The organism is Sporosarcina saromensis, assembly GCF_054901285.1.
In genome coordinates, this window is the sequence record NZ_CM142738.1 from 2,690,664 (window position 1) to 2,708,877 (window position 18,214).

Here is an 18,214-nt window from a genome sequence, read left to right on the forward strand (position 1 = left end):
CCTTATTCTTTACCGGAAATATATGCCCACTTGTAGCTATAGTCAGCTCCGAATGGGTGAATCCCTAGATCTTTGAAGTAAGGTTTTTCAAGTTGGATTAATCCACGTTGGAAAATCGGAGCAATTGCTGCTTCTTCTTCCAATAAGATTTTCTCAGCTTTTGCAAACGCTTCAAAACGAGCTTTTGGATCTAAAGCAAGTTCTTCTTTCGACGCTGCAATCAACTCATCGTATTCTGCATTAGAGAATGACATTAAGTTGTTTGTGCTATCCGTTACGAACAAGTCTAAAAATGAAATCGGATCCTGGAAGTCAGGGCTCCAACCTGAAACTTGAATGTCGTAATCTTGGTTTGTATCAAGTTCTAAACGAACACTGAATGGTACTTCTTTAAGTGTGATTTTTAAACCTTCAAGATTTTTCTCTAGTTGCGCTTTGAAGTATTCATCCATTTTCTTAGATAGTTCAGTATCTCCGCCAAGAATTTCTAATTCTAATTCAGAAACACCTAGTTCTTCTAAGCCTTTTTTCCAGTAGCTTTTTGCTTCTTCTACATCGTAGACAAGGTGATCGCCACTCAATTCACGGAAATCTTTTCCGCTTTCATCGTATGCGAAGTTTTTCGGTACGAAGTAGTTTGCAGCCATTGATCCGTTTGCAAGTACTACATCTGCTAAGTCTTCTTTTTGGAAGGCTTTCGCAATTGCTTTACGGATATTTACGTTCGCAAGAGGCGTCTCTTTGCCGTCACGCTCTTGGTTAAACTTGAAGTAGAACACGCCAGTGTCCGGTTGTAATACAGCTTCCTCGTGGTTTGCATATTGCAACGCTAAGTCGCCTGATACGCCAGCACGATCTTTCTTACCATCGTTGTAAAGCTTCACTGCTGTAGCAGAGTCTTTGACAACGTTTACATTAATTGTTTCAAGTGTAACGTTCTCAGCATCCCAGTAGTGTTCATTCTTTTTGTACACCCAGCTATCGCCAGTACCATCCCATTCAGTAAGAACGAAAGGACCGTTGTAAAGCAAGCTGTCAGAGTTTGTCGCATACGCATCACCTTTAGCTGTTACGAACTCTTCCTTCTGTGGATAGAAAGTTCCGAATGACATTAAAGATAAAAAGTATGGTACAGGACGTTCAAGTGTTACGACTAATGTTTTGTCGTCTTCGGCTACTACACCAAGTTCTGACTTGTCCATTGTTCCTTCACTAATTGCAGTTGCATTTTTGATAACTCCAGACATCATGAATGGACCATATGGTGACCCTGTAGCTGGATCAATTGCACGTTGCCATGCAAAAACGAAATCATGTGCAGTTACAGGTGTTCCATCCGACCATTTTGCATCGCGGATTTTGAATGTGTACGTTAAACCATCTTCACTAACTACTGCCTCTTCAGCAGCCATCGCTGGTTCAGCAACATTCTCTAAATTCAATCGATATAAACCTTCGTTAACGTTATTCAATACGTTAAATCCTACTGCGTCTTCTACGATTGCAGAGTCAACAGAAGGGATTGCAGCAGACTCCATCAAGTTTAAAACTTGCTCTGCGTCCGGCTCACTTTTTGTGTCTTGTTCTGTGTTTTTGTTATCATCTGCGCCAGATGAAGCATTGTCTTTCGCTTTATCATCAGAACCACATGCCGCAAGAATGACACTTAGTACGAATGATAATGCTAATAGCAATAACATTTTGTTTCTTTTCATCGCATTGACCTCCTTTTGAAATTGTCTGAAGAATTATCACTTTTTATTATACAACCAAAATGTATGAAGTCAAAGTATTTTTTATGCTTTTTTTCTGAAACAATATAATTATAAAAGAATGTTTTATCAAACAATTTAGGATAAATATGAATAAAGCTTTGAAAACAAAGGTTTTGTTGCTAGGTATTATAAATTCAATATGCTACAATATACAATAATAATGTATAATAAAAGCAAAACAGAAAGAGGCTAAATTATGAAGAGAATCGCAATAAATGTTATTGTAATACAATTATCAATTTTGTTACTTTCACTAATCTTCTACAGTAGAATTACAATTCTCCATTACATTAATATTTCATTTACAATAGGATTGTTGTTCCTATGTATCGGCATTCTTGTGTTAGTGTTACAATCAGGATTTTTCGATTTCTTTACAACTAGTATGAAGAAAGTGTTGTATCGAAAAGAAGTTCAAGATGAGTTAAAGACGATGCGCGCTCCATCAGAGGTTGTCACAGTGAAAGCTGCCTATTTCTTTCAAGTTGGCATTCCCATTATCGTTTTGATGCTCATCGCTTTGTTTTTCTATTCATTCGGAAACCACTAAATATGTATAGTGAAAGGGCTGGAAATTGTTAATTTCCAGCCCTTTCAACATTTCTTAGGAAGCTTCTATCCGCTCCCTACCCTCTATACGATTACATATCCCACACTAAGATGAGTAATGTACCTAAGATCGTTACAAGGGCAATCGCAACTGCATAATAGATGTTCATGTAAATCGCATGTTTATCCTCCGTCTCGCCTGCATGCATGAAGACGACGAGTTGTACGCCGGCTTGTACGAATGCAGTGACTAGAAGGACAGTCATTCCGACAGCAAAAGAAAAGTCAAAGAAGTAAACTGTCAGTGCAGCTGCAGTTAATACTAGCGAAAAGACAAAGCCCATTACTTGTTTACGCGGGAATAATTCGCTCATATCACATCATTCCTTTCAGATAGATGAAGCTGAAAATGAAAATCCAGACAACATCTAAGAAATGCCAGTACAAGGAGAAGATGAAGGCTTTGTTCGCCGTTTTAGGCGTCAATCCTTGCTTCTTCACTTGCATAATGATGAACAAGCCCCAGAACAGACCAAGCGTAACGTGCGCTCCATGTGTCCCTAACGTTGTTAACAGAATACCAGTGAACGCACTCACTTGAAGGCCAGCTCCAATATGCGTGTAATGTGTGAATTCATAAATCTCCACACCTAAGAATGCAAGTCCGAGTAATAACGTGACTACAAAGAAAGACATCATCGCTTTCTTATTTCCGATACGCATTGCATGCACGCCTAGACCGATGGTAAAACTACTCGTTAAGAGCAAAATCGTCTCGATCAATACGGGCGTGAGTTCAAAAATCTCTGCACCCGCTGGTCCATTACCTGTACGATGCTCGAGTGTAAAATACGTCGCAAATAACGTAGCAAAAAGCATAACTTCAGCAGCAAGGAAAATCCAAAAACCTAAAATGTTTAGCTTATTTTGCCCAGTGCTATATTCAAGCGGAAGTGAATTATCTACTTTCATCAACTAACACCTCGCTATTTTTTTCTGTTTCTTCTATTTCTTCTACAGAAATATAGTACCCGTCGTCTTTTTCGAACGAACGGTGCGCTAGACATGCAAAAATCGCAATGGTTGTAATAATTAACGGAATCCACATACTAAAGACGAATGAGAATCCCCACACAAAGAAGATGCTGCTAATAATAAACGGCATACCGCTACTATTTGGCATATGGATTTTCTCGATTTTGTCTTTAAACAAAGATTTTCCGCTTTTCTTGTGATCCCAAAACGCTTCAATTGAATCCACTTCTGGTGTTTTCGCAAAGTTATAATGCGGAACAGGACTATGTGTCGCCCATTCAAGTGTACGAGCGTCCCAAGGATCAGAACTGATATTACGTGAAGCGTAACGTGTGCTGTAATACACATTGTAGACAAGCGTTGCAAAACCGATTGCCAACACGACCGCACCTGCAAACGAAAGCAAGTTGAGCGGACCAAAACCAGATGCTTCAGAGTACGTATACATACGACGTGCTTGTCCGTCTAATCCAGTGAAGAACATCGGGAAGAATGTTACGTTAAAGCCAATCGCAATGAGCCAGAACGACCATTTACCGATTTTCTCACTAAGCATATAACCGAACATTTTTGGCCACCAATACGTTAGTCCTGCAAGCATCGCAAAGACTACGCCTGGAATAATCGTATAGTGGAAATGCGCCACTAAGAACATCGTATTATGGTATTGATAATCGGCACTTGCCATCCCTAACATAACACCAGTTACCCCACCAATTACGAAAATCGGAATAAATCCAACTGCATAAAGCATCGGTACAGTAAAACGAATCTTCCCTTTTCGCATTGTGAGTAACCAGTTAAAGATCTTAATACCTGTAGGAATTGCAATGGCCATTGTTGTAATTGAGAAAATACTGTTTGATAGCGGCCCTTGCCCCATTGTAAAGAAATGGTGCATCCAAACTAAGAACGACATGAACGATATGACAACGATTGAAACAACCATTGACTTATACCCGTAAAGGTTACGGCTTGAGAACGTTGAAATGATCTCACTATATATACCGAATGCCGGTAAGATAAGGATATATACTTCAGGATGACCCCAAACCCAGAACAAATTAGCCCAGAGCATGTCCATTCCGCCGTTAGTCATCGAGAAGATGTGCGTACCAAATAGTCGATCCATTGTTCCTAACAACAATGTTACCGTTAAGACTGGGAAAGCAAATACAACGATCGCATTCGTAATAAGAGCCGTCCATGTGAACATTGGCATCTTCATTAGCTTCATACCTGGTGCTCGCATGCTCCAAATTGTCGCCATGAAGTTAATCCCAGAAATCAATGTACCGATACCAGCAATTTGGATCGATAATAGATAGTAGTTTGTTCCAACAGATTGGCTGAAATCATTTCCTGCTAGCGGGAAGTACGACGTCCAACCAGCATCAGGTGATCCACCAATAACGAATGAAATGTTAAAGAGCATCGCACCCATAAAGAACAACCAAAAGCTAAGTGCATTCAAACGTGGAAATGCAACGTCTCGTGCACCAATTTGTAACGGTACAACAAAGTTCATCAATGCATAGATGAACGGCATAGCCATGAAGATGATCATGACAACTCCATGCGTAGTAAAAACTTCATTATAATGCTGCGCATCCAATAGCGTGTTTTCAGGTACGGCTGTTTGTGCACGCATCATCAGCGCATCTACCCCACCTCGGAACAACATAAGCAAGGCAGCAAGAAGGTACATGATACCAATTTTTTTATGGTCAACTGTCGTCAACCACTCTCGCCATAAATACCCCCATTTTTTAAAATAGGTTAACCCGACGAGAATTGCGATCACCGTTAGACCAATGGCCACCATGGATGCATAAATCGCTGGACTTGGATGAGGTATGGCAAATCGATCAAAGTAATCCATACGAATAGAACTCCTTTCAGTTAGATGTTGCGTAATTTTAGTGGCATCTACTTATCATTCTTAAACTCCACAAAGAGTCTGTTTTTTAAAGAATTGAAGCACTGCGTTTACATACATAAGCACTTTTCCAACCATCCTTACGAGATGGAAAAGAATTATTCGTGATGTGTATGGCTTTCTTCATCAGAAGCCTTCTCTTCATGGCCATGTCCGTGATGACCTTCAGGAGCAGGAGAGAACTCCAAGTGCGTTCCACTGAACGTCATTCGACCAAGATGTCCAGGCTCTAATAATTCTTCAAATTTCTCTTCAGTGATCGGTTCAGCTGTTGTTTTCACTTCTTCGACCCATTCGTCAAATTCTTTCGGAGACATCGCTTCAACATCAAAAATATTTTCCGCAAACCCTTTTCCGCTGAAGTTTGAGTTTCTTCCCATGTATTCACCAGGCACTTCTGCTGCTAAATGTAATGTGGTTACCATGTCTGACATCGCATATTTTTGTCCACCTAATTGCGGAATCCAGAAACTTGTAATCGGTCCAAATGAGTAAAGTCTAAATTCTAACGGACGGTCAGTCGGGATGTATAAATAGTTTACTGTTTCAATATTTTCCTCTGGATAGCTAAAATGCCATTTCCAATCAGAAGAGGAAGCATATACAACTAGAGGTTCTTGGTCTTCGTACCCTTTCGGTGTCGCTTCAACTTCATATGTCGATTTAACCGTAACAATTGAAAGGAAAATAATGATGATAATCGGAATACCGACAATCAACCCTTCTACAATCGGATTCCCTTCGATATGAGGCGGTTCATAATCGTCACTCTGTTTCGATGCACGGTATTTCACTAAGATGTACACCAACATTGCGAACACAACAATTACAACAATCGCCATTGTCGCGATCGATATCCAAATAACATTTGCAATTGTGTCGGCTTGCGGTCCCTTCGGATCTAAAACCATTACTGGCTCACAACCTGTTAAAACAGCTAGTAAACCAACTATCAAACCTAAAAAAGTCCATTTCAATTTCATTAGTGTACCCCTTTCTATTGTTTTATAAGTTTTACAAGAATAATGTCTTGTATTTTATATGGCAATTACCATAACACAGGTTACATATTATTATATTAAAATGCTAAAAACAATTATCTGGAGCGCTCGTCACAAAACCTTCACCATTATAAGCATAATTACGACACAAAACGTTCATATGACACATTTTTACCTTTCTTTTATAATCAAATATATTGACTAATATACAATATTACGATTATCAAATTTCTTAAATAAAACTTCATTTACCCTACTATTCAAGTCATTAACCAAGCAATAAACTATTGCGAAAATAATATTGGAATCCGAAAAGTTGCTTTTTCTCGATTTCATAGCATTTATCATTAAGGAATCGTTTGTGCTTACGTATGTAGCACACACCCAGTTGAACTATTAAGGTTCAAATACTTACTGTGTTAAACTCTTACACCTGTCATCTTTTACTATCGCTTACCTACGGGATAGTTTTTCGGTTCGAGGACATCCTAATGGCTGTAGGGAAGCAGAAATTCACCTAACAACATAAGAAGGAGTGAACATATCCATGCGCGAAGAGAAAAACCAAGAGCAGCAAAACCGTCAAAAGCAAAACAACCGCCAAACGAATCAAAATCGTCATAGAAATAATCGCACTGAATTCGGCGAAGAGTTCTTTGGCAGCATTGAAACGCAAAACGATTTCAATCCAACTCCCCAAAAGCAAACAAAACCGAAAAAATAACAAACGCCTCTATAAATCTAAAAAACCCGTATCGCCAATTTCTATGGCAATACGGGTTTTTCAAGTTGTTATTAGGTTTTAACGGCGTTCAGATTATCCATATTCCCCTCGCATAGAAAGGCTTCATATGAAACACTACTCTGTTAAGGTTTTTCGCTTAAACCATTTTTAGCAGCGCTTCTTCACCAATCATCCCTTTATGAATACCAAGTTCCTCCGCTTCATAGGTAACGGATTCTAAAGGTGCTTTTAAGAGTTGTTCAATGGTTTTAACCCCAACAGCTCTACCTGAAACAATTTTCCGATCGGCTAATACATTATTTAACAGTCCGACATCTAATGCACCACACATAATATAGCCTACTTCATTCGAAACAGTTAGTAATGTAGTTTTTGGCAATGAAACAGTCACCGCTGTAAACGGATGTCCCTCAATAATAATCGGCGTTAACGTTACCATCCATCTCTCCCCTTTCCATTTATACATATGGGTAAGATTCTTGAAATGTGCATTGCAAGACGATTCTTTTCCCAACTACCCGTTTTACCTGTACTTTTTGTTATACTACTACTAGACACATAATTGGTAGGAAGTGATGTATCGATGTCAGAAGATGAAAAGGTGACGGCACCTAACACATCGACGGAATCTGTTGAAGAAAGCGAACTGACAGAAGATGAATTCAATGAACTCGTCCTTGAAGCACAACGTGAAGCACTTGCAAAAAAAGAACCAACCCCTAAAAGGCAAGTCCCGAAATGGTTCATTTGGTTATTATCCAGTGTATTGGTAATCAGTACATTTGCAGGCTTGTTTCAAGTTTTTTCAATTCCAGCAATCGAATTTTTGCGTACTTCCGCTTCCCTGTCTACTGATCCAGCAGTTTCCAAGATGAAGGAAGCCGTCGTTGTTGTGATCACTGAAGACGGGAAAGGAACGGGCTTCTCAATTGATGATGAAGGATTAATCCTAACGAACTCACACGTAATAGAAGGAAACCGATCCATTTATGTCAAGTTTCCTGAAGCCGGCCGTTTTGAAGCAACGGTCTTAGACGACTTTCCTGAAATTGATCTTGCAATCTTACAGATCGATGGAGAAAACTTGCCAAGTTTACCGCTGGCCCAAGTAAGTAACCTATCCAAAGAAGATCACGTAACGTTTATAGGAAATCCGTTAAGCTTTAAAGGGATCGTCAATGAAGGATCCATTATCGAGCCCATTAAATTGGACGATTGGACTGAAGAAGTTTACATGATGGAAGCGCCCGTCTATCGAGGGAATAGTGGAAGTCCGGTGATCAATAAAGAAGGAGAAGTAATTGGCATCGTGTTTGCTACGTTAGATCATGAGGAACACGGAAAAGTCGGTTTGTTCATTCCGATTGACCTTTACTATCAATATACAAATGACTAAAACTCTGGCATAGGCAGTCACCTGTCACCAGAGTTTTACCGTTTAAGGTTGTATGATTTCATCCAACACGCGGCCATCTGTCTTCCCTAAATCTACCCCTAACAACTTTGCAAATGTCGGCCCCTCATCTACTAAGCTCATCGATTCAATTGTGCCATTAGGCATTATTCCTTTTCCCTTGGCTATAAAAACGGTGTTATAGTTCAATTTGTCAGGAGAATATCCATGGACGGCTTTGCAATATGTCCCTGTAACAACATCTTCTTGTGAAATTTCTACGATTGCTGGTCCATCTATCTCTTCCGTGAAATAAAACCCTTCACGTGCTTCCAGCATAAATGCAACATCGTTATCAGCTCCTACTTCCAATGCCTCATCACTTGATAAGATGCGTTCAATTCCATTTTCTCGATTCATCCGTAGCGAATGCAACAACGCACTGATTCGCTCTTTCGTTTGAAGATTCGAAGGGTCTTTTAAATAAATCGATGCCGCCCCATCATTACTTTTACAAAATGCCTGCCAAGAAGAAATCTTCCCTTTGTCATTCACTTGAATGAAACCACTTTCCTTCAAAAGCACATTCAATTTGATGACCCGTGACACATCAAGGGAACTATGATCCCCAAGTACAATGACTGTAGACCTCTCCATCATCTCGCCTTCTTCAAGTGCGTCTAAAATAGCACCAAGTCTTTTATCATGACGCTCAAGCGCTTCAGAAGATTGTTCAGCTGAAAAACCATAACGATGTCTCTGCGCATCAAGATCTACAAGGTGAACTAACAATAAATCAGGTTTCTTCGTTTTAATCGTGTGAACAGTTGAAGCAGTTACAAAATCATCTAACCACGGTTGCTGAATTCCTTTTCGCAAATGTCCAAATCGAAAGTTCATGTCCAATGTATAGTAGAAACTACCGTTTACTAGCGAAACAGCCGTTTGTGAATGCCATTTCCTGTTCGCAAAAATTTCAGGAATATGGTAGTTAATATTCGCTCTCGCCGTCACAGGCCATAACAATGCACCTGTCTTCATCCCTCGTTTCTTCGCTTCATCGTACAAAGTTGTCCCTTTTATCTCTTTTCTTTTCCAATACCAATCAGGTGAAAGGCGACCAGGTTGAAGTTTTGTGTTATTAACAATGCCATGTTTAGTCGGATAATTTCCTGTAATGATGGACGTATGACATGGATAGGTCGTGGATGGATAGATGGTTTTCACTTCGTCGCAAACAGCAGCACCGTTTAAAAAACGTTTGAAATTCGGCAGTTCTCGCAAGCGTGGAATATCTTTTGACGATAAACAATCAAATGACAACACGATTAAATGATCCGTCAGTCGTTGCATTTTCCTTCTACCTCCCTCCGTACAATAAATCATGAACTTGGCTGAAACTTATCTAGTCCAACATGCTAGCGTTCTTTTTTATAAACCACTTCTCATTTTCAATAAAAATCCGTTCTCTTCTCTTCATGGTACACGTTTAATTTATCAACATTCAAGTATTAATCTGAACCTGGATGATCGATTTACTTGACTCTGCCGCTAACTATCGGCTCCAAAAATTTCTAGTCGGCCAGGACAGATACTTTTTCGTTCCCTAAAAGTCGAATGGTTTTTTTGGAGTGAAATGTGGAACGCTACGTTAAAAGGAGGTGCATTCAAATTGAGTCAACGTATACTATGTGAAGTAAACAATTGTACGTATTGGGGCAGCGGAAACAAGTGTCATGCTGAAGTGATTTATGTTGTTAACCAAACAGGTACAGAGGCCAGTGATAGTGAAGACACAGATTGCAAAACCTTCAAACCTGAAGCCTAAGCCACGCAAAATCCACCACGATTGCTGAAAACGCACTCGAAATTTATACGGTGACTTCCTCATCACCGTATAAATTTGGGTGGTTTAAAGAGAACTCCTCCCCTAACACTCCAAAAGAAACTGATCGTCCTCCCACTACTACATAAATTCAACGCATTGGGGATTGATTTTTTCAATTAAATGAAATTACTACTTGAAAATGGTATTCTCTATGATTTATCATAGTAAAATGTTAGAGAAAGCTCTAACAATTATAAAAAGGAGAGTGGTATGATGAGGAATTTTAGTAAAGATGATATCCGTAAATTTGTAAAGGATGAAAACGTTAATTTCATTCGACTGCAGTTTACCGATATTTTCGGGATGATAAAAAACGTGGAGATTCCAGTCAGCCAACTCGAAAAAGCGCTGGATAATAAAATGATGTTTGACGGTTCTTCAATTGATGGATTTGTGCGTATTGAAGAGTCCGATATGTATTTAATTCCAGACTTGAATACATGGATGGTGTTCCCATGGCCATCGGGAAAAGGAAAAGTTGCTCGGTTAATATGCGATGTCTCTCTCGCAGATGGCACACCATTTCCAGGGGATCCTAGAGGAAATCTAAAAAGAATAATTAATGAAATGAAAGAACTTGGCTTTACGGAATTCAATTTAGGGCCTGAACCGGAGTTCTTCTTATTTAAATTGGATGACAATCAACAACCTACTTTAGAATTAAATGATAATGGCGGCTATTTCGACTTAGCACCGTTGGATTTAGGCGAGAATTGCAGACGCGATATCGTATTGGAATTAGAAGAGCTTGGTTTTGAAGTGGAAGCTTCTCATCATGAGTGTGCACCAGGGCAACATGAAATCGATTTTAAATACGCGGATGTGTTAACAGCTTGTGATAACATTCAAACGTTTAAACTTGTTGTTAAAACAATAGCACGAAAACACGGATTGCACGCAACGTTCATGCCTAAACCAATTTTCGGCGTGAGTGGTTCAGGTATGCATTGTAATGTATCGCTGTTTAAAGACAAGGAAAACCTATTTTTTGATGAAAACGGGGAAAGAAAACTAAGTGAAACCGCTTATCAATTTTTAGCGGGTGTGTTGGAACACGTACAAGGATTTACTGCCATTACAAATCCGACAGTAAACTCTTACAAACGACTCGTCCCAGGTTACGAAGCACCTTGTTACGTCGCTTGGTCTGCTCAAAACCGCAGCCCGCTCATCCGTATACCTGCTTCCCGCGGAATGAGTACACGAATTGAAGTCCGTTCCGTTGACTCATCTGCAAATCCATATCTTGCAATGGCGACTATTTTGGCAGCAGGCTTGGATGGGGTTAAACGTAAGCTCGAGCCACCTAAACCGATTGACCAAAATATTTATGAGATGAAACCCGCTGAGATCGCTGAAAACGGGATTGGTCTATTACCGACAGACTTGGATCATGCCTTAATCGCATTGTCTGAAAACAAAGTCGTACAAGAGGCGCTTGGCAACCATATCTATTCAAATTTCTATGAAGCAAAGAAAGTCGAGTGGGAAAGTTTCCGAACGACCGTTCACTCATGGGAATTGGAACGGTATATGAAGATTTATTGATAGAATTAATTTAACTCAAAAAAGAACACATATGCAAAAGGTACTTTGACAAACACACTGTCAAAGTACCTTTTTTAAAATGATTATGTATGAATGGTCCTTTCTACAAATCGTTCAAATTCTTCTTCCTCTTCTAGAAAAGGATAGTGGTTACTTTTTTCAAAAGACATGAACCGCGCATTTGGCAATAACTTAGCGATTTCCATGCCAAATTTGTGTGGACATTGTGCATCATGAAGACCCGAATAGATGAAGGCAGGAAGCTGAACAGATGGTAATTGTTCACGAAGGTCAAACGTTTTACAATCTACCGTCCTAAAGTAAGTGAGTCGATCTCCAACAGTTTTACCACTGTTCGGCTTTTTGTACGCTGCTTCCATTTTTTCTTCCGAATAAAAAGACATCAAATTCCATTCCCTGCTTATCGCTTGTCTTTCCTCAAGTGGCACATCAGGTGTATCTAGCCTATTCATGATTTCAATAATGCGCTGAAAGTGAGGATTTTCACGACAGTAAATACTTCCCGGGTCGGCACTATATGCAATACTTGCTGCAGCTCCACCTGCAATGATTTTTGTCAAGGAATCAGGATAGTTAACAGCATATTTCAATGCCAACATTCCACCGGTTGAATGACCCGCAATTCCCCATTTGTTATGACCTAGCGCAATACGAATTGCTTCCAAGTCTAACACCGTCTCTTCCATACTATATTGCGCATCCATTTCAGCAGCGACAGAGTGTCCTGCGCCTCTTAGGTTAATTAAATAGACATGATAATGTACTGTAAATGGATTCGCGAATGCATTTCCTCGCTCATCATACTCGCTATATAAATGCGTGACCGCAAGCGGCTCCCCTTCCCCTTTTTCAAATACTTCAAAGGTTCCTCGTTCTGTGTCAATCAATCGTTGTTTCCACATTTCATTTCCCCCCACCCAAATTATACCTTCCCTTTTTATAGTAATCGAAGAACGTTCACAAAACTAGTAAGAATTAGTAAGACTTTAGGAAGCAATTAGGTTTGGGATAAAACAGGTTAATGCCGAAGTGACGTACTACTTTAAATGATCCGGTTCATTCTGATGATGGCCTTGCTCAATTTCAGAAAACAACGTTGCTTGCTCATTTAGTTGGTCTTGGTGATGCGCTACATATTCTTTTCCAATTCTATCGCGTAATAGGACGTCTAACATGGCACGCAACTGGTCAATATCTTCTTTCGTAGCGAATTTTTTATGTTCTTTTAGTGTATAGCCTAATTGCCCGCTTGGTTCGATTGTTGCCCATTGGACATCCTCAATTCTCTCAATTCCATTTTGACGCAATCTCATCTCAAGTTTATCAACCGTAAGTTTCATCTTTTTAAGGTTTTTTTCATGAAGGACACCATTTTCAATCACAAGCTGAGAACGACCTGTGAAAAACGTTTCCGTAACATCCCATTTCATTTGCATGTATTCAATTACCTGTAACGTTCCTATCAAAATGCCCGCAATAACAAAAGTAACCCAAAGATTTTTTTCGCTCACAGGTTGAATTAATAACGTCCCAATCGAAATCATGATCACCGTTTGTGAAATGGTCATTTGTGAAATTGAGCGTCTCCCTGAAAAACGAATAAGCAGAATGCCAAAGACGATAATAAGTATCGACTTCCACACTACATTGAAATCCATTGTACCACCGCCAAATAGGTTTACTACTAGGCTGTGTAATGCGCAGATGATTATGTACAATTTGTCATTGTGAAGATTTCATGACGATTGCATGTAACAATCTCTTCTCGAATAATCGTCTGATTACCGTTTAGACGTCAAATCATTTATAATGAATGTATGGCATCAAAAATAAAAAGATGCTCAAACAGATGGAGGGAAATGAATTGAAAAAACTAGTATCGGCGCTACTTGCTGTAACACTCATCATGTCACCGATCGGCAACATCATCTTTACAGACGACGTCTCAACCGTTGAAGCGAAAGGCTACAAGTCTGGTAAGAAAAACTTTAATACGACGAATAACTTTAACAAACCACAAGTGGACAAGAAAAAAGAAGATACGTCTTCACTGAATAAATCCACAAATAATACGAGCAATACGGCGAAAAAAGGCGGCTTCTTTTCAGGTGGCCTTATGAAAGGGTTGTTTGTCGGTGGACTTGCAGGACTTTTGTTTGGTAGCTTGTTTGCCAATATGGGAATGTTAGGCTCCATTCTTGGATTGATGGTCAATGTATTGGCAATCGTTCTGATCATCGGCATTGTACGCAAGATTTTTGTAATGATTAAAGAGAAGAAAAAACAAAAAGAGGATATGAATCCATGGCAAACCAGATGATTTCTGAACAAGATATCGTAAATGCAATTTGCATGGAGCAAGGCCACTCTCATAACGTACAACCCGAAACGGTTGAAGTCGAACTAATGTATGACGATGAAGACGGCTTTTCAGCAGAAGTGCATATTGCTGGCCAGGTCCACATTCTCAACTCTTTTCATATGATCCAAGCGATTCGTTTTTGGATTGAACACGTATTGAATGAAGACCCCTACGCAGCAGGCATCAACCTTCTATTAGATCGAGAAGAAGGAATTATTGCAGCTGTTCATTAAAATGTCCCCCAATCCATGCGATTGGGGGCTTTGCAATTTTCAAGCGTTTACTCGTTGAATTTTTGCTTATTCATGTATCACTTCTATCTCCTCATTCAAATCTTTCAAATACTCATGTACTTCTTCTGGAACTCTATCCAAGCCTAAAACCTTCAATTTCATTGTACCTGGAGATGTTTCAATGAAATACGTTTCATTTTCATATTCAAACACTGTGAATTGCCTAACTTTCTCTGGAGACAAATCTGTATTTTTCACCTCATTATACAACTCTTCCGATACATTTCCTTCGTATCCTTCTAGCACATGCCCTCTTACTTCGTTGAAATCCTCCGCAAATTTCACCATTTGATACATTTCAAGTGCGTTTTTTGGTTGAATCACGACTTTATAAATGAATGGTATTGAAATCAGAAGCACCAAAATGAGTATTAGTGCAACTTTTTCATATTTCCTTTTCACTTTCTAATCCCCCTCACTCTATTTATCTAAAAAGAATTGCTTATCTAAATTTATTCAGGTACGCTAATGATAACAGTAAACGTTTTCCAAATCTAGTAACTAAGTTAAGAGGGGGACTTCTTTTGAGAATTATTGTGATCGTTTTCCTTGCGCTTTTCCTTTGTGTAGGATGTAGTGTGGAATCTAAAGACTCATCGTCACAGAAGGATGATGTAGCCGTTAAACAATCGATAGGACATGCGAATGTCGAAGGAAATTTAGTGAAAGAACTTTCGTTTGAAGATGGTAAGAGCGGTGGAGGAGAAATTACGGATAACGTCAATATTTATCGTATTACATTAGAACAAGTTGAAAAAGCGGAACATATTCTTATTAATTTTACGCAAAGAAGTGAAGCGACAATCCAAGAACCACAACTCAATGCCCCTCATTTCACTGTAGACGTACAAGAAAACCCTTACACAATGTCCTTCACAATGAGTGGCGTGCGAGCGTTTGACGCTAGAGATTTTACAGCTTTAAAGGATAGTGATTTGATTGCAGATGCTTATTGGGTAGTCACACACGATGACTCTGCTTGGCGATTTGTGATTGTATTCAACTCCCCTGTCCAATATGAAATCCGAGAATATGCAGATCCGTCACAAGTTGTTATCAGTGCTCAACCGTTAACTGAAGAAGAAAAAGATCATGCAATTCATACAATCAGAACGGAAGCTTTTCCATTCGGGGGTAAACTGGCCAATTTGGAAGAAATGATCTTTGAAGAAGCAGACATCCGCTACTTACGTGAAAGTGGCACTCCTTTTAACACAACGGAAAGTAGTTTTTATATGGAATTAGGCCGATACCAGTCAGTTAAAGCTGCAGAAGAAAAAATGGCTCAGCTCCAAAATCTATTGGGCTCTGACGTTAAACTGTTTATAGAGGAAAAATGAACAATCGGCTAGCAAGCTTTTTTAGCTTGTTAGCCGATTGTTTCTAGCCAATCACCAAATGTATACATCACTACCAATTACATAAGCAAGGACAATAAGCCCGAGCAGAACAGGTTTTAACAACCACCTTTTGGTCGTGATGGTGGCATGTCTAGGCGTCTTTAGTAAAAGGATGATAAAGATCGTGCTAACCGTCATTAAAAGCAGAAGCTGAATGAGCATCCCCGATTGTTCGGCGTTTATCATCGCACCTAACATTGCACCCATCATCCCCCCCATCATGCCAGCCATGAACCCTTCAAGAATTGCTAACAGTCCAAACCAAACACCACAAAGTGAACCTGCAAGCACGCCGATTCCAATCGCTATCATTGTAGAGTGAAACAAATTTCCGTGATAGGCAACACCGTACAACACGCCCACCGTCAAACTAACACTCATGCCAAAAAACATGGAAATGATCATCCCTTGCATCGGAAGCAAAACATTTCTAAACCGAGCCGCTAACCAAATGATGAGTAAGGTGATAACTGCAAGAGAAACTAACACAAATAGTTGAGGATTTCCTATCATGACCGCCACCTTTTAATTTTTTGTATACCTTATAAGGGTATGTGATAGGTGTGATTATCATGATTCGTTACAATTGATTCAAACGATTTTTTAAGATGTGTGCAAGAAATCGCCCAAGTATTGTAAAATGCCCAAGTTTTTTAGTGCATGTTCAATTGGACTCTATTTCCAAGAAAACACGTTCCATTTTGGGGTTTATTGCGTAGACAACAATTGTGTATTAGTACACGAATATATTCGAGATTTGGTAATAACCTTCTTTATCGATGACAATCGTATATTCCTTTTCCTGCTCGATAAAGCTCGTCGCATTTTGGGCATTTGTCATGTAAAACGTTTCATACGTAGAGACAACAACTTCATCATCCATGTATTCGATATAGGTGACATCGAACGAATCCAATTCATAATGAAAGCCTTGCTCAGAGAAGTTACGAACGTACGTTTTTAACTGGCTGTAGATTTCAGATTTAGGTAAAATCATATCTTCAATCCAGAAGAAATCATTCTCATAGAGAGCCATTTCGTAATAGTCCCCGAACTCCATAATAAATTCTGCCAAATATTCATCCGTATAATCGTAATATTCTTCTTCAGTTGTGGAATTGTCTGTATCTGCATACAACTCAAAGTTCTCATAAACAGCAAATACGTCATGAATCTCGTCATCAGTCATCGGTCGACTAATCCAAGAATCGACCAAGTCTATCATGCTATACATCGGAATCGAAAATGCAAAACTGTTTTGATTCGTATACATGAGTGAATTAATGCCAATTACTTTACCAGTTGATGCATCGAGCAACGGACCGCCACTGCTGCCTTGATCAATTTGCGCATCGACTTGGTACAAATTCGTATACGAAAATCCAAATTCAATATCTCTTCCGATTCCCGTTAAATAGCCGATGGAGGCAGAATTTTCGAAGCCTTGAGGACTACCAAGTGCTATGACTTCCAATCCAATATCCGACTCATTCCTATCAATTGATAAGGGTTCAGCATTGTGATAATCTGGCGCTTGAACTAACGCTATATCCGAGTCGACAGATAAACCAATTACTTTACCAGTTGAATCCTCACCAGCTGAATTGCGAATCACCACTTCCGTATTTCCTGCAACAACATGTGCATTCGTGATAATATAGCCGCCCTTTTGGTAAAGGAAACCTGAACCAATACTCTCTTCCGTAAAGATTGTAAACACTTTTGGCATCGCTTCTTTAATAAGAACGGTTTTATCTGTTTTGTCTGCATGATTTGTTTCAATTTGCTCAGAATGACCTGTTGTTGACTGCTCGATGTTAACCACTGTTTCATTACCGATTTCCTGCGCACCGGTAAGAGGATCAGTAGAACTGAACGTACGCTGAATTAAAAAGTACGATCCAAAACAAATACTCAGAAATAAAACAACAGAAGCAGTTAGTCCTACCCATGCCCAAATCCGTTTCTTCGATTTCGGTTCTTCATTTAACGGAGTCCCACAGTTACTACAGAAATGTCCCTCTTCCTTCTGATGACCACATTTGTTACAGAACATTTCTTCACCTCTCTTCATCCTTTGATTCCTATTCTCAAATCATTCTTGAACAGCAAACTATATCTAGTATACGAATAGAGATGCAACAAGTTTCAAGTATTTACTACTATTAGTTCTTTAAAAAACAGTGGTATACCTTTAGCGATAGTTTAGTTTACCTGGTTTTCGGCCAACATACTAGTTATATAAACAGCCATAAATTAGTACAT

The 18,214-nt window shown here is 39.4% G+C and carries 20 protein-coding genes; 8 read left to right on the forward strand and 12 right to left on the reverse strand.

The features are described from left to right. Positions 1–2: 2 nt before the first annotated feature. Positions 3–1,715, reverse strand: a complete 1,713-nt coding sequence (locus ACVHUV_RS13645) for a peptide ABC transporter substrate-binding protein (RefSeq protein WP_462084960.1) — start codon at positions 1,713–1,715, stop codon at positions 3–5. A gap of 256 nt (positions 1,716–1,971) precedes the next feature. Between ACVHUV_RS13645 and ACVHUV_RS13650 the strand changes: the two genes are divergently transcribed. Next, entirely contained in the window at positions 1,972–2,325 is a 354-nt protein-coding gene (locus ACVHUV_RS13650; RefSeq protein WP_462084961.1) for a DUF3899 domain-containing protein, read from the forward strand. 91 nt (positions 2,326–2,416) lie between these two features. Here ACVHUV_RS13650 and qoxD read toward each other — a convergent pair whose 3' ends face one another. The 4 genes from qoxD to qoxA form a co-directional block, all read right to left on the reverse strand. Next, the gene (qoxD, locus tag ACVHUV_RS13655) at positions 2,417–2,698 is read right to left on the reverse strand and encodes a cytochrome aa3 quinol oxidase subunit IV (RefSeq protein ID WP_317946717.1); all 282 of its coding nucleotides are present in this window, start codon (positions 2,696–2,698) and stop codon (positions 2,417–2,419) included. Between the two features lies 1 nt (position 2,699). Further along, a complete protein-coding gene (qoxC, locus tag ACVHUV_RS13660) occupies positions 2,700–3,296 on the reverse strand; it encodes a cytochrome aa3 quinol oxidase subunit III (RefSeq protein WP_462084962.1) in 597 nt (198 codons plus the stop codon). Beyond that, positions 3,283–5,241, reverse strand: a complete 1,959-nt coding sequence (gene qoxB / locus ACVHUV_RS13665; protein ID WP_371389630.1) for a cytochrome aa3 quinol oxidase subunit I — start codon at positions 5,239–5,241, stop codon at positions 3,283–3,285. Before qoxB ends, qoxC begins: the two co-directional genes overlap by 14 nt. Before the next feature lie 155 nt (positions 5,242–5,396). Further along, positions 5,397–6,281 carry a cytochrome aa3 quinol oxidase subunit II gene (gene qoxA / locus ACVHUV_RS13670; RefSeq protein ID WP_317946711.1) on the reverse strand — a complete coding sequence of 295 codons (885 nt, stop codon included), beginning with the start codon at positions 6,279–6,281 and terminating at the stop codon, positions 5,397–5,399. 565 nt (positions 6,282–6,846) lie between these two features. Between qoxA and ACVHUV_RS13675 the strand changes: the two genes are divergently transcribed. After that, on the forward strand, positions 6,847–7,023 hold the full coding sequence (locus ACVHUV_RS13675) for a hypothetical protein (protein WP_462084963.1): 177 nt from the start codon (positions 6,847–6,849) through the stop codon (positions 7,021–7,023). Positions 7,024–7,180: 157 nt separating this feature from the next. Here the strand turns inward: ACVHUV_RS13675 and ACVHUV_RS13680 are convergent, their stop codons facing one another. Next, positions 7,181–7,483, reverse strand: coding sequence for a YunC family protein (locus tag ACVHUV_RS13680; RefSeq protein ID WP_462084964.1), 303 nt, complete (start codon positions 7,481–7,483; stop codon positions 7,181–7,183). A 144-nt stretch (positions 7,484–7,627) separates the two neighbouring features. On the opposite strand from ACVHUV_RS13680, the gene ACVHUV_RS13685 reads away from it, so the two are divergent. Continuing rightward, positions 7,628–8,440 (forward strand): S1C family serine protease, encoded by an 813-nt coding sequence (locus tag ACVHUV_RS13685; protein WP_462084965.1) that lies wholly within the window; start codon positions 7,628–7,630, stop codon positions 8,438–8,440. Positions 8,441–8,482: 42 nt separating this feature from the next. On the opposite strand, the gene ACVHUV_RS13690 is transcribed toward ACVHUV_RS13685, so the two are convergent. Then, on the reverse strand, positions 8,483–9,790 hold the full coding sequence (locus tag ACVHUV_RS13690) for an alkaline phosphatase family protein (protein ID WP_462084966.1): 1,308 nt from the start codon (positions 9,788–9,790) through the stop codon (positions 8,483–8,485). Between the two features lie 319 nt (positions 9,791–10,109). Between ACVHUV_RS13690 and ACVHUV_RS13695 the strand changes: the two genes are divergently transcribed. Together ACVHUV_RS13695 and glnA are read left to right on the forward strand one after the other, a co-directional pair. Beyond that, positions 10,110–10,265 (forward strand): DUF1540 domain-containing protein, encoded by a 156-nt coding sequence (locus ACVHUV_RS13695; RefSeq protein ID WP_317946703.1) that lies wholly within the window; start codon positions 10,110–10,112, stop codon positions 10,263–10,265. A 273-nt stretch (positions 10,266–10,538) separates the two neighbouring features. Beyond that, on the forward strand, positions 10,539–11,873 hold the full coding sequence (glnA, locus tag ACVHUV_RS13700) for a type I glutamate--ammonia ligase (RefSeq protein WP_462084967.1): 1,335 nt from the start codon (positions 10,539–10,541) through the stop codon (positions 11,871–11,873). Between the two features lie 83 nt (positions 11,874–11,956). Here the strand turns inward: glnA and ACVHUV_RS13705 are convergent, their stop codons facing one another. After that, positions 11,957–12,796: an alpha/beta fold hydrolase gene (locus tag ACVHUV_RS13705; RefSeq protein ID WP_462084968.1), complete on the reverse strand. Its 840-nt coding sequence runs from the start codon at positions 12,794–12,796 to the stop codon at positions 11,957–11,959. Between the two features lie 135 nt (positions 12,797–12,931). Next, positions 12,932–13,552: a DUF421 domain-containing protein gene (locus ACVHUV_RS13710; RefSeq protein WP_462084969.1), complete on the reverse strand. Its 621-nt coding sequence runs from the start codon at positions 13,550–13,552 to the stop codon at positions 12,932–12,934. A gap of 206 nt (positions 13,553–13,758) precedes the next feature. On the opposite strand from ACVHUV_RS13710, the gene ACVHUV_RS13715 reads away from it, so the two are divergent. Both ACVHUV_RS13715 and ACVHUV_RS13720 read left to right on the forward strand, forming a co-directional pair. After that, positions 13,759–14,214 carry a hypothetical protein gene (locus tag ACVHUV_RS13715; RefSeq protein WP_317946695.1) on the forward strand — a complete coding sequence of 152 codons (456 nt, stop codon included), beginning with the start codon at positions 13,759–13,761 and terminating at the stop codon, positions 14,212–14,214. Then, positions 14,199–14,489, forward strand: coding sequence for a DUF2653 family protein (locus ACVHUV_RS13720; protein ID WP_371389621.1), 291 nt, complete (start codon positions 14,199–14,201; stop codon positions 14,487–14,489). Before ACVHUV_RS13715 ends, ACVHUV_RS13720 begins: the two co-directional genes overlap by 16 nt. 66 nt (positions 14,490–14,555) lie before the next feature. Here ACVHUV_RS13720 and ACVHUV_RS13725 read toward each other — a convergent pair whose 3' ends face one another. Continuing rightward, entirely contained in the window at positions 14,556–14,951 is a 396-nt protein-coding gene (locus tag ACVHUV_RS13725) for a hypothetical protein (RefSeq protein WP_462084970.1), read from the reverse strand. A gap of 122 nt (positions 14,952–15,073) precedes the next feature. On the opposite strand from ACVHUV_RS13725, the gene ACVHUV_RS13730 reads away from it, so the two are divergent. Further along, a complete protein-coding gene (locus ACVHUV_RS13730) occupies positions 15,074–15,889 on the forward strand; it encodes a hypothetical protein (RefSeq protein ID WP_462084971.1) in 816 nt (271 codons plus the stop codon). 51 nt (positions 15,890–15,940) lie between these two features. Here the strand turns inward: ACVHUV_RS13730 and ACVHUV_RS13735 are convergent, their stop codons facing one another. Next, entirely contained in the window at positions 15,941–16,462 is a 522-nt protein-coding gene (locus ACVHUV_RS13735) for a hypothetical protein (RefSeq protein ID WP_462084972.1), read from the reverse strand. A 220-nt stretch (positions 16,463–16,682) separates the two neighbouring features. Beyond that, positions 16,683–18,023: a S1C family serine protease gene (locus ACVHUV_RS13740; RefSeq protein WP_462084973.1), complete on the reverse strand. Its 1,341-nt coding sequence runs from the start codon at positions 18,021–18,023 to the stop codon at positions 16,683–16,685. Positions 18,024–18,214 lie beyond the last annotated feature (191 nt).

What these genes read in the sequence shown, in the direction of transcription:
- ACVHUV_RS13690 (WP_462084966.1), bottom strand. Translation starts at nt 9,790, where the DNA reads ATGCAACGACTGACGGATCATTTAATCGTGTTGTCATTTGATTGTTTA.
- glnA (WP_462084967.1), top strand. Translation starts at nt 10,539, where the DNA reads ATGAGGAATTTTAGTAAAGATGATATCCGTAAATTTGTAAAGGATGAA.
- qoxD (WP_317946717.1), bottom strand. Translation starts at nt 2,698, where the DNA reads ATGAGCGAATTATTCCCGCGTAAACAAGTAATGGGCTTTGTCTTTTCG.
- ACVHUV_RS13645 (WP_462084960.1), bottom strand. Translation starts at nt 1,715, where the DNA reads ATGAAAAGAAACAAAATGTTATTGCTATTAGCATTATCATTCGTACTA.
- ACVHUV_RS13740 (WP_462084973.1), bottom strand. Translation starts at nt 18,023, where the DNA reads ATGAAGAGAGGTGAAGAAATGTTCTGTAACAAATGTGGTCATCAGAAG.
- ACVHUV_RS13720 (WP_371389621.1), top strand. Translation starts at nt 14,199, where the DNA reads ATGGCAAACCAGATGATTTCTGAACAAGATATCGTAAATGCAATTTGC.
- qoxC (WP_462084962.1), bottom strand. Translation starts at nt 3,296, where the DNA reads ATGAAAGTAGATAATTCACTTCCGCTTGAATATAGCACTGGGCAAAAT.
- ACVHUV_RS13710 (WP_462084969.1), bottom strand. Translation starts at nt 13,552, where the DNA reads ATGGATTTCAATGTAGTGTGGAAGTCGATACTTATTATCGTCTTTGGC.
- ACVHUV_RS13705 (WP_462084968.1), bottom strand. Translation starts at nt 12,796, where the DNA reads ATGTGGAAACAACGATTGATTGACACAGAACGAGGAACCTTTGAAGTA.
- ACVHUV_RS13735 (WP_462084972.1), bottom strand. Translation starts at nt 16,462, where the DNA reads ATGATAGGAAATCCTCAACTATTTGTGTTAGTTTCTCTTGCAGTTATC.
- ACVHUV_RS13685 (WP_462084965.1), top strand. Translation starts at nt 7,628, where the DNA reads ATGTCAGAAGATGAAAAGGTGACGGCACCTAACACATCGACGGAATCT.
- ACVHUV_RS13650 (WP_462084961.1), top strand. Translation starts at nt 1,972, where the DNA reads ATGAAGAGAATCGCAATAAATGTTATTGTAATACAATTATCAATTTTG.
- qoxA (WP_317946711.1), bottom strand. Translation starts at nt 6,281, where the DNA reads ATGAAATTGAAATGGACTTTTTTAGGTTTGATAGTTGGTTTACTAGCT.
- qoxB (WP_371389630.1), bottom strand. Translation starts at nt 5,241, where the DNA reads ATGGATTACTTTGATCGATTTGCCATACCTCATCCAAGTCCAGCGATT.
- ACVHUV_RS13680 (WP_462084964.1), bottom strand. Translation starts at nt 7,483, where the DNA reads ATGGTAACGTTAACGCCGATTATTATTGAGGGACATCCGTTTACAGCG.
- ACVHUV_RS13675 (WP_462084963.1), top strand. Translation starts at nt 6,847, where the DNA reads ATGCGCGAAGAGAAAAACCAAGAGCAGCAAAACCGTCAAAAGCAAAAC.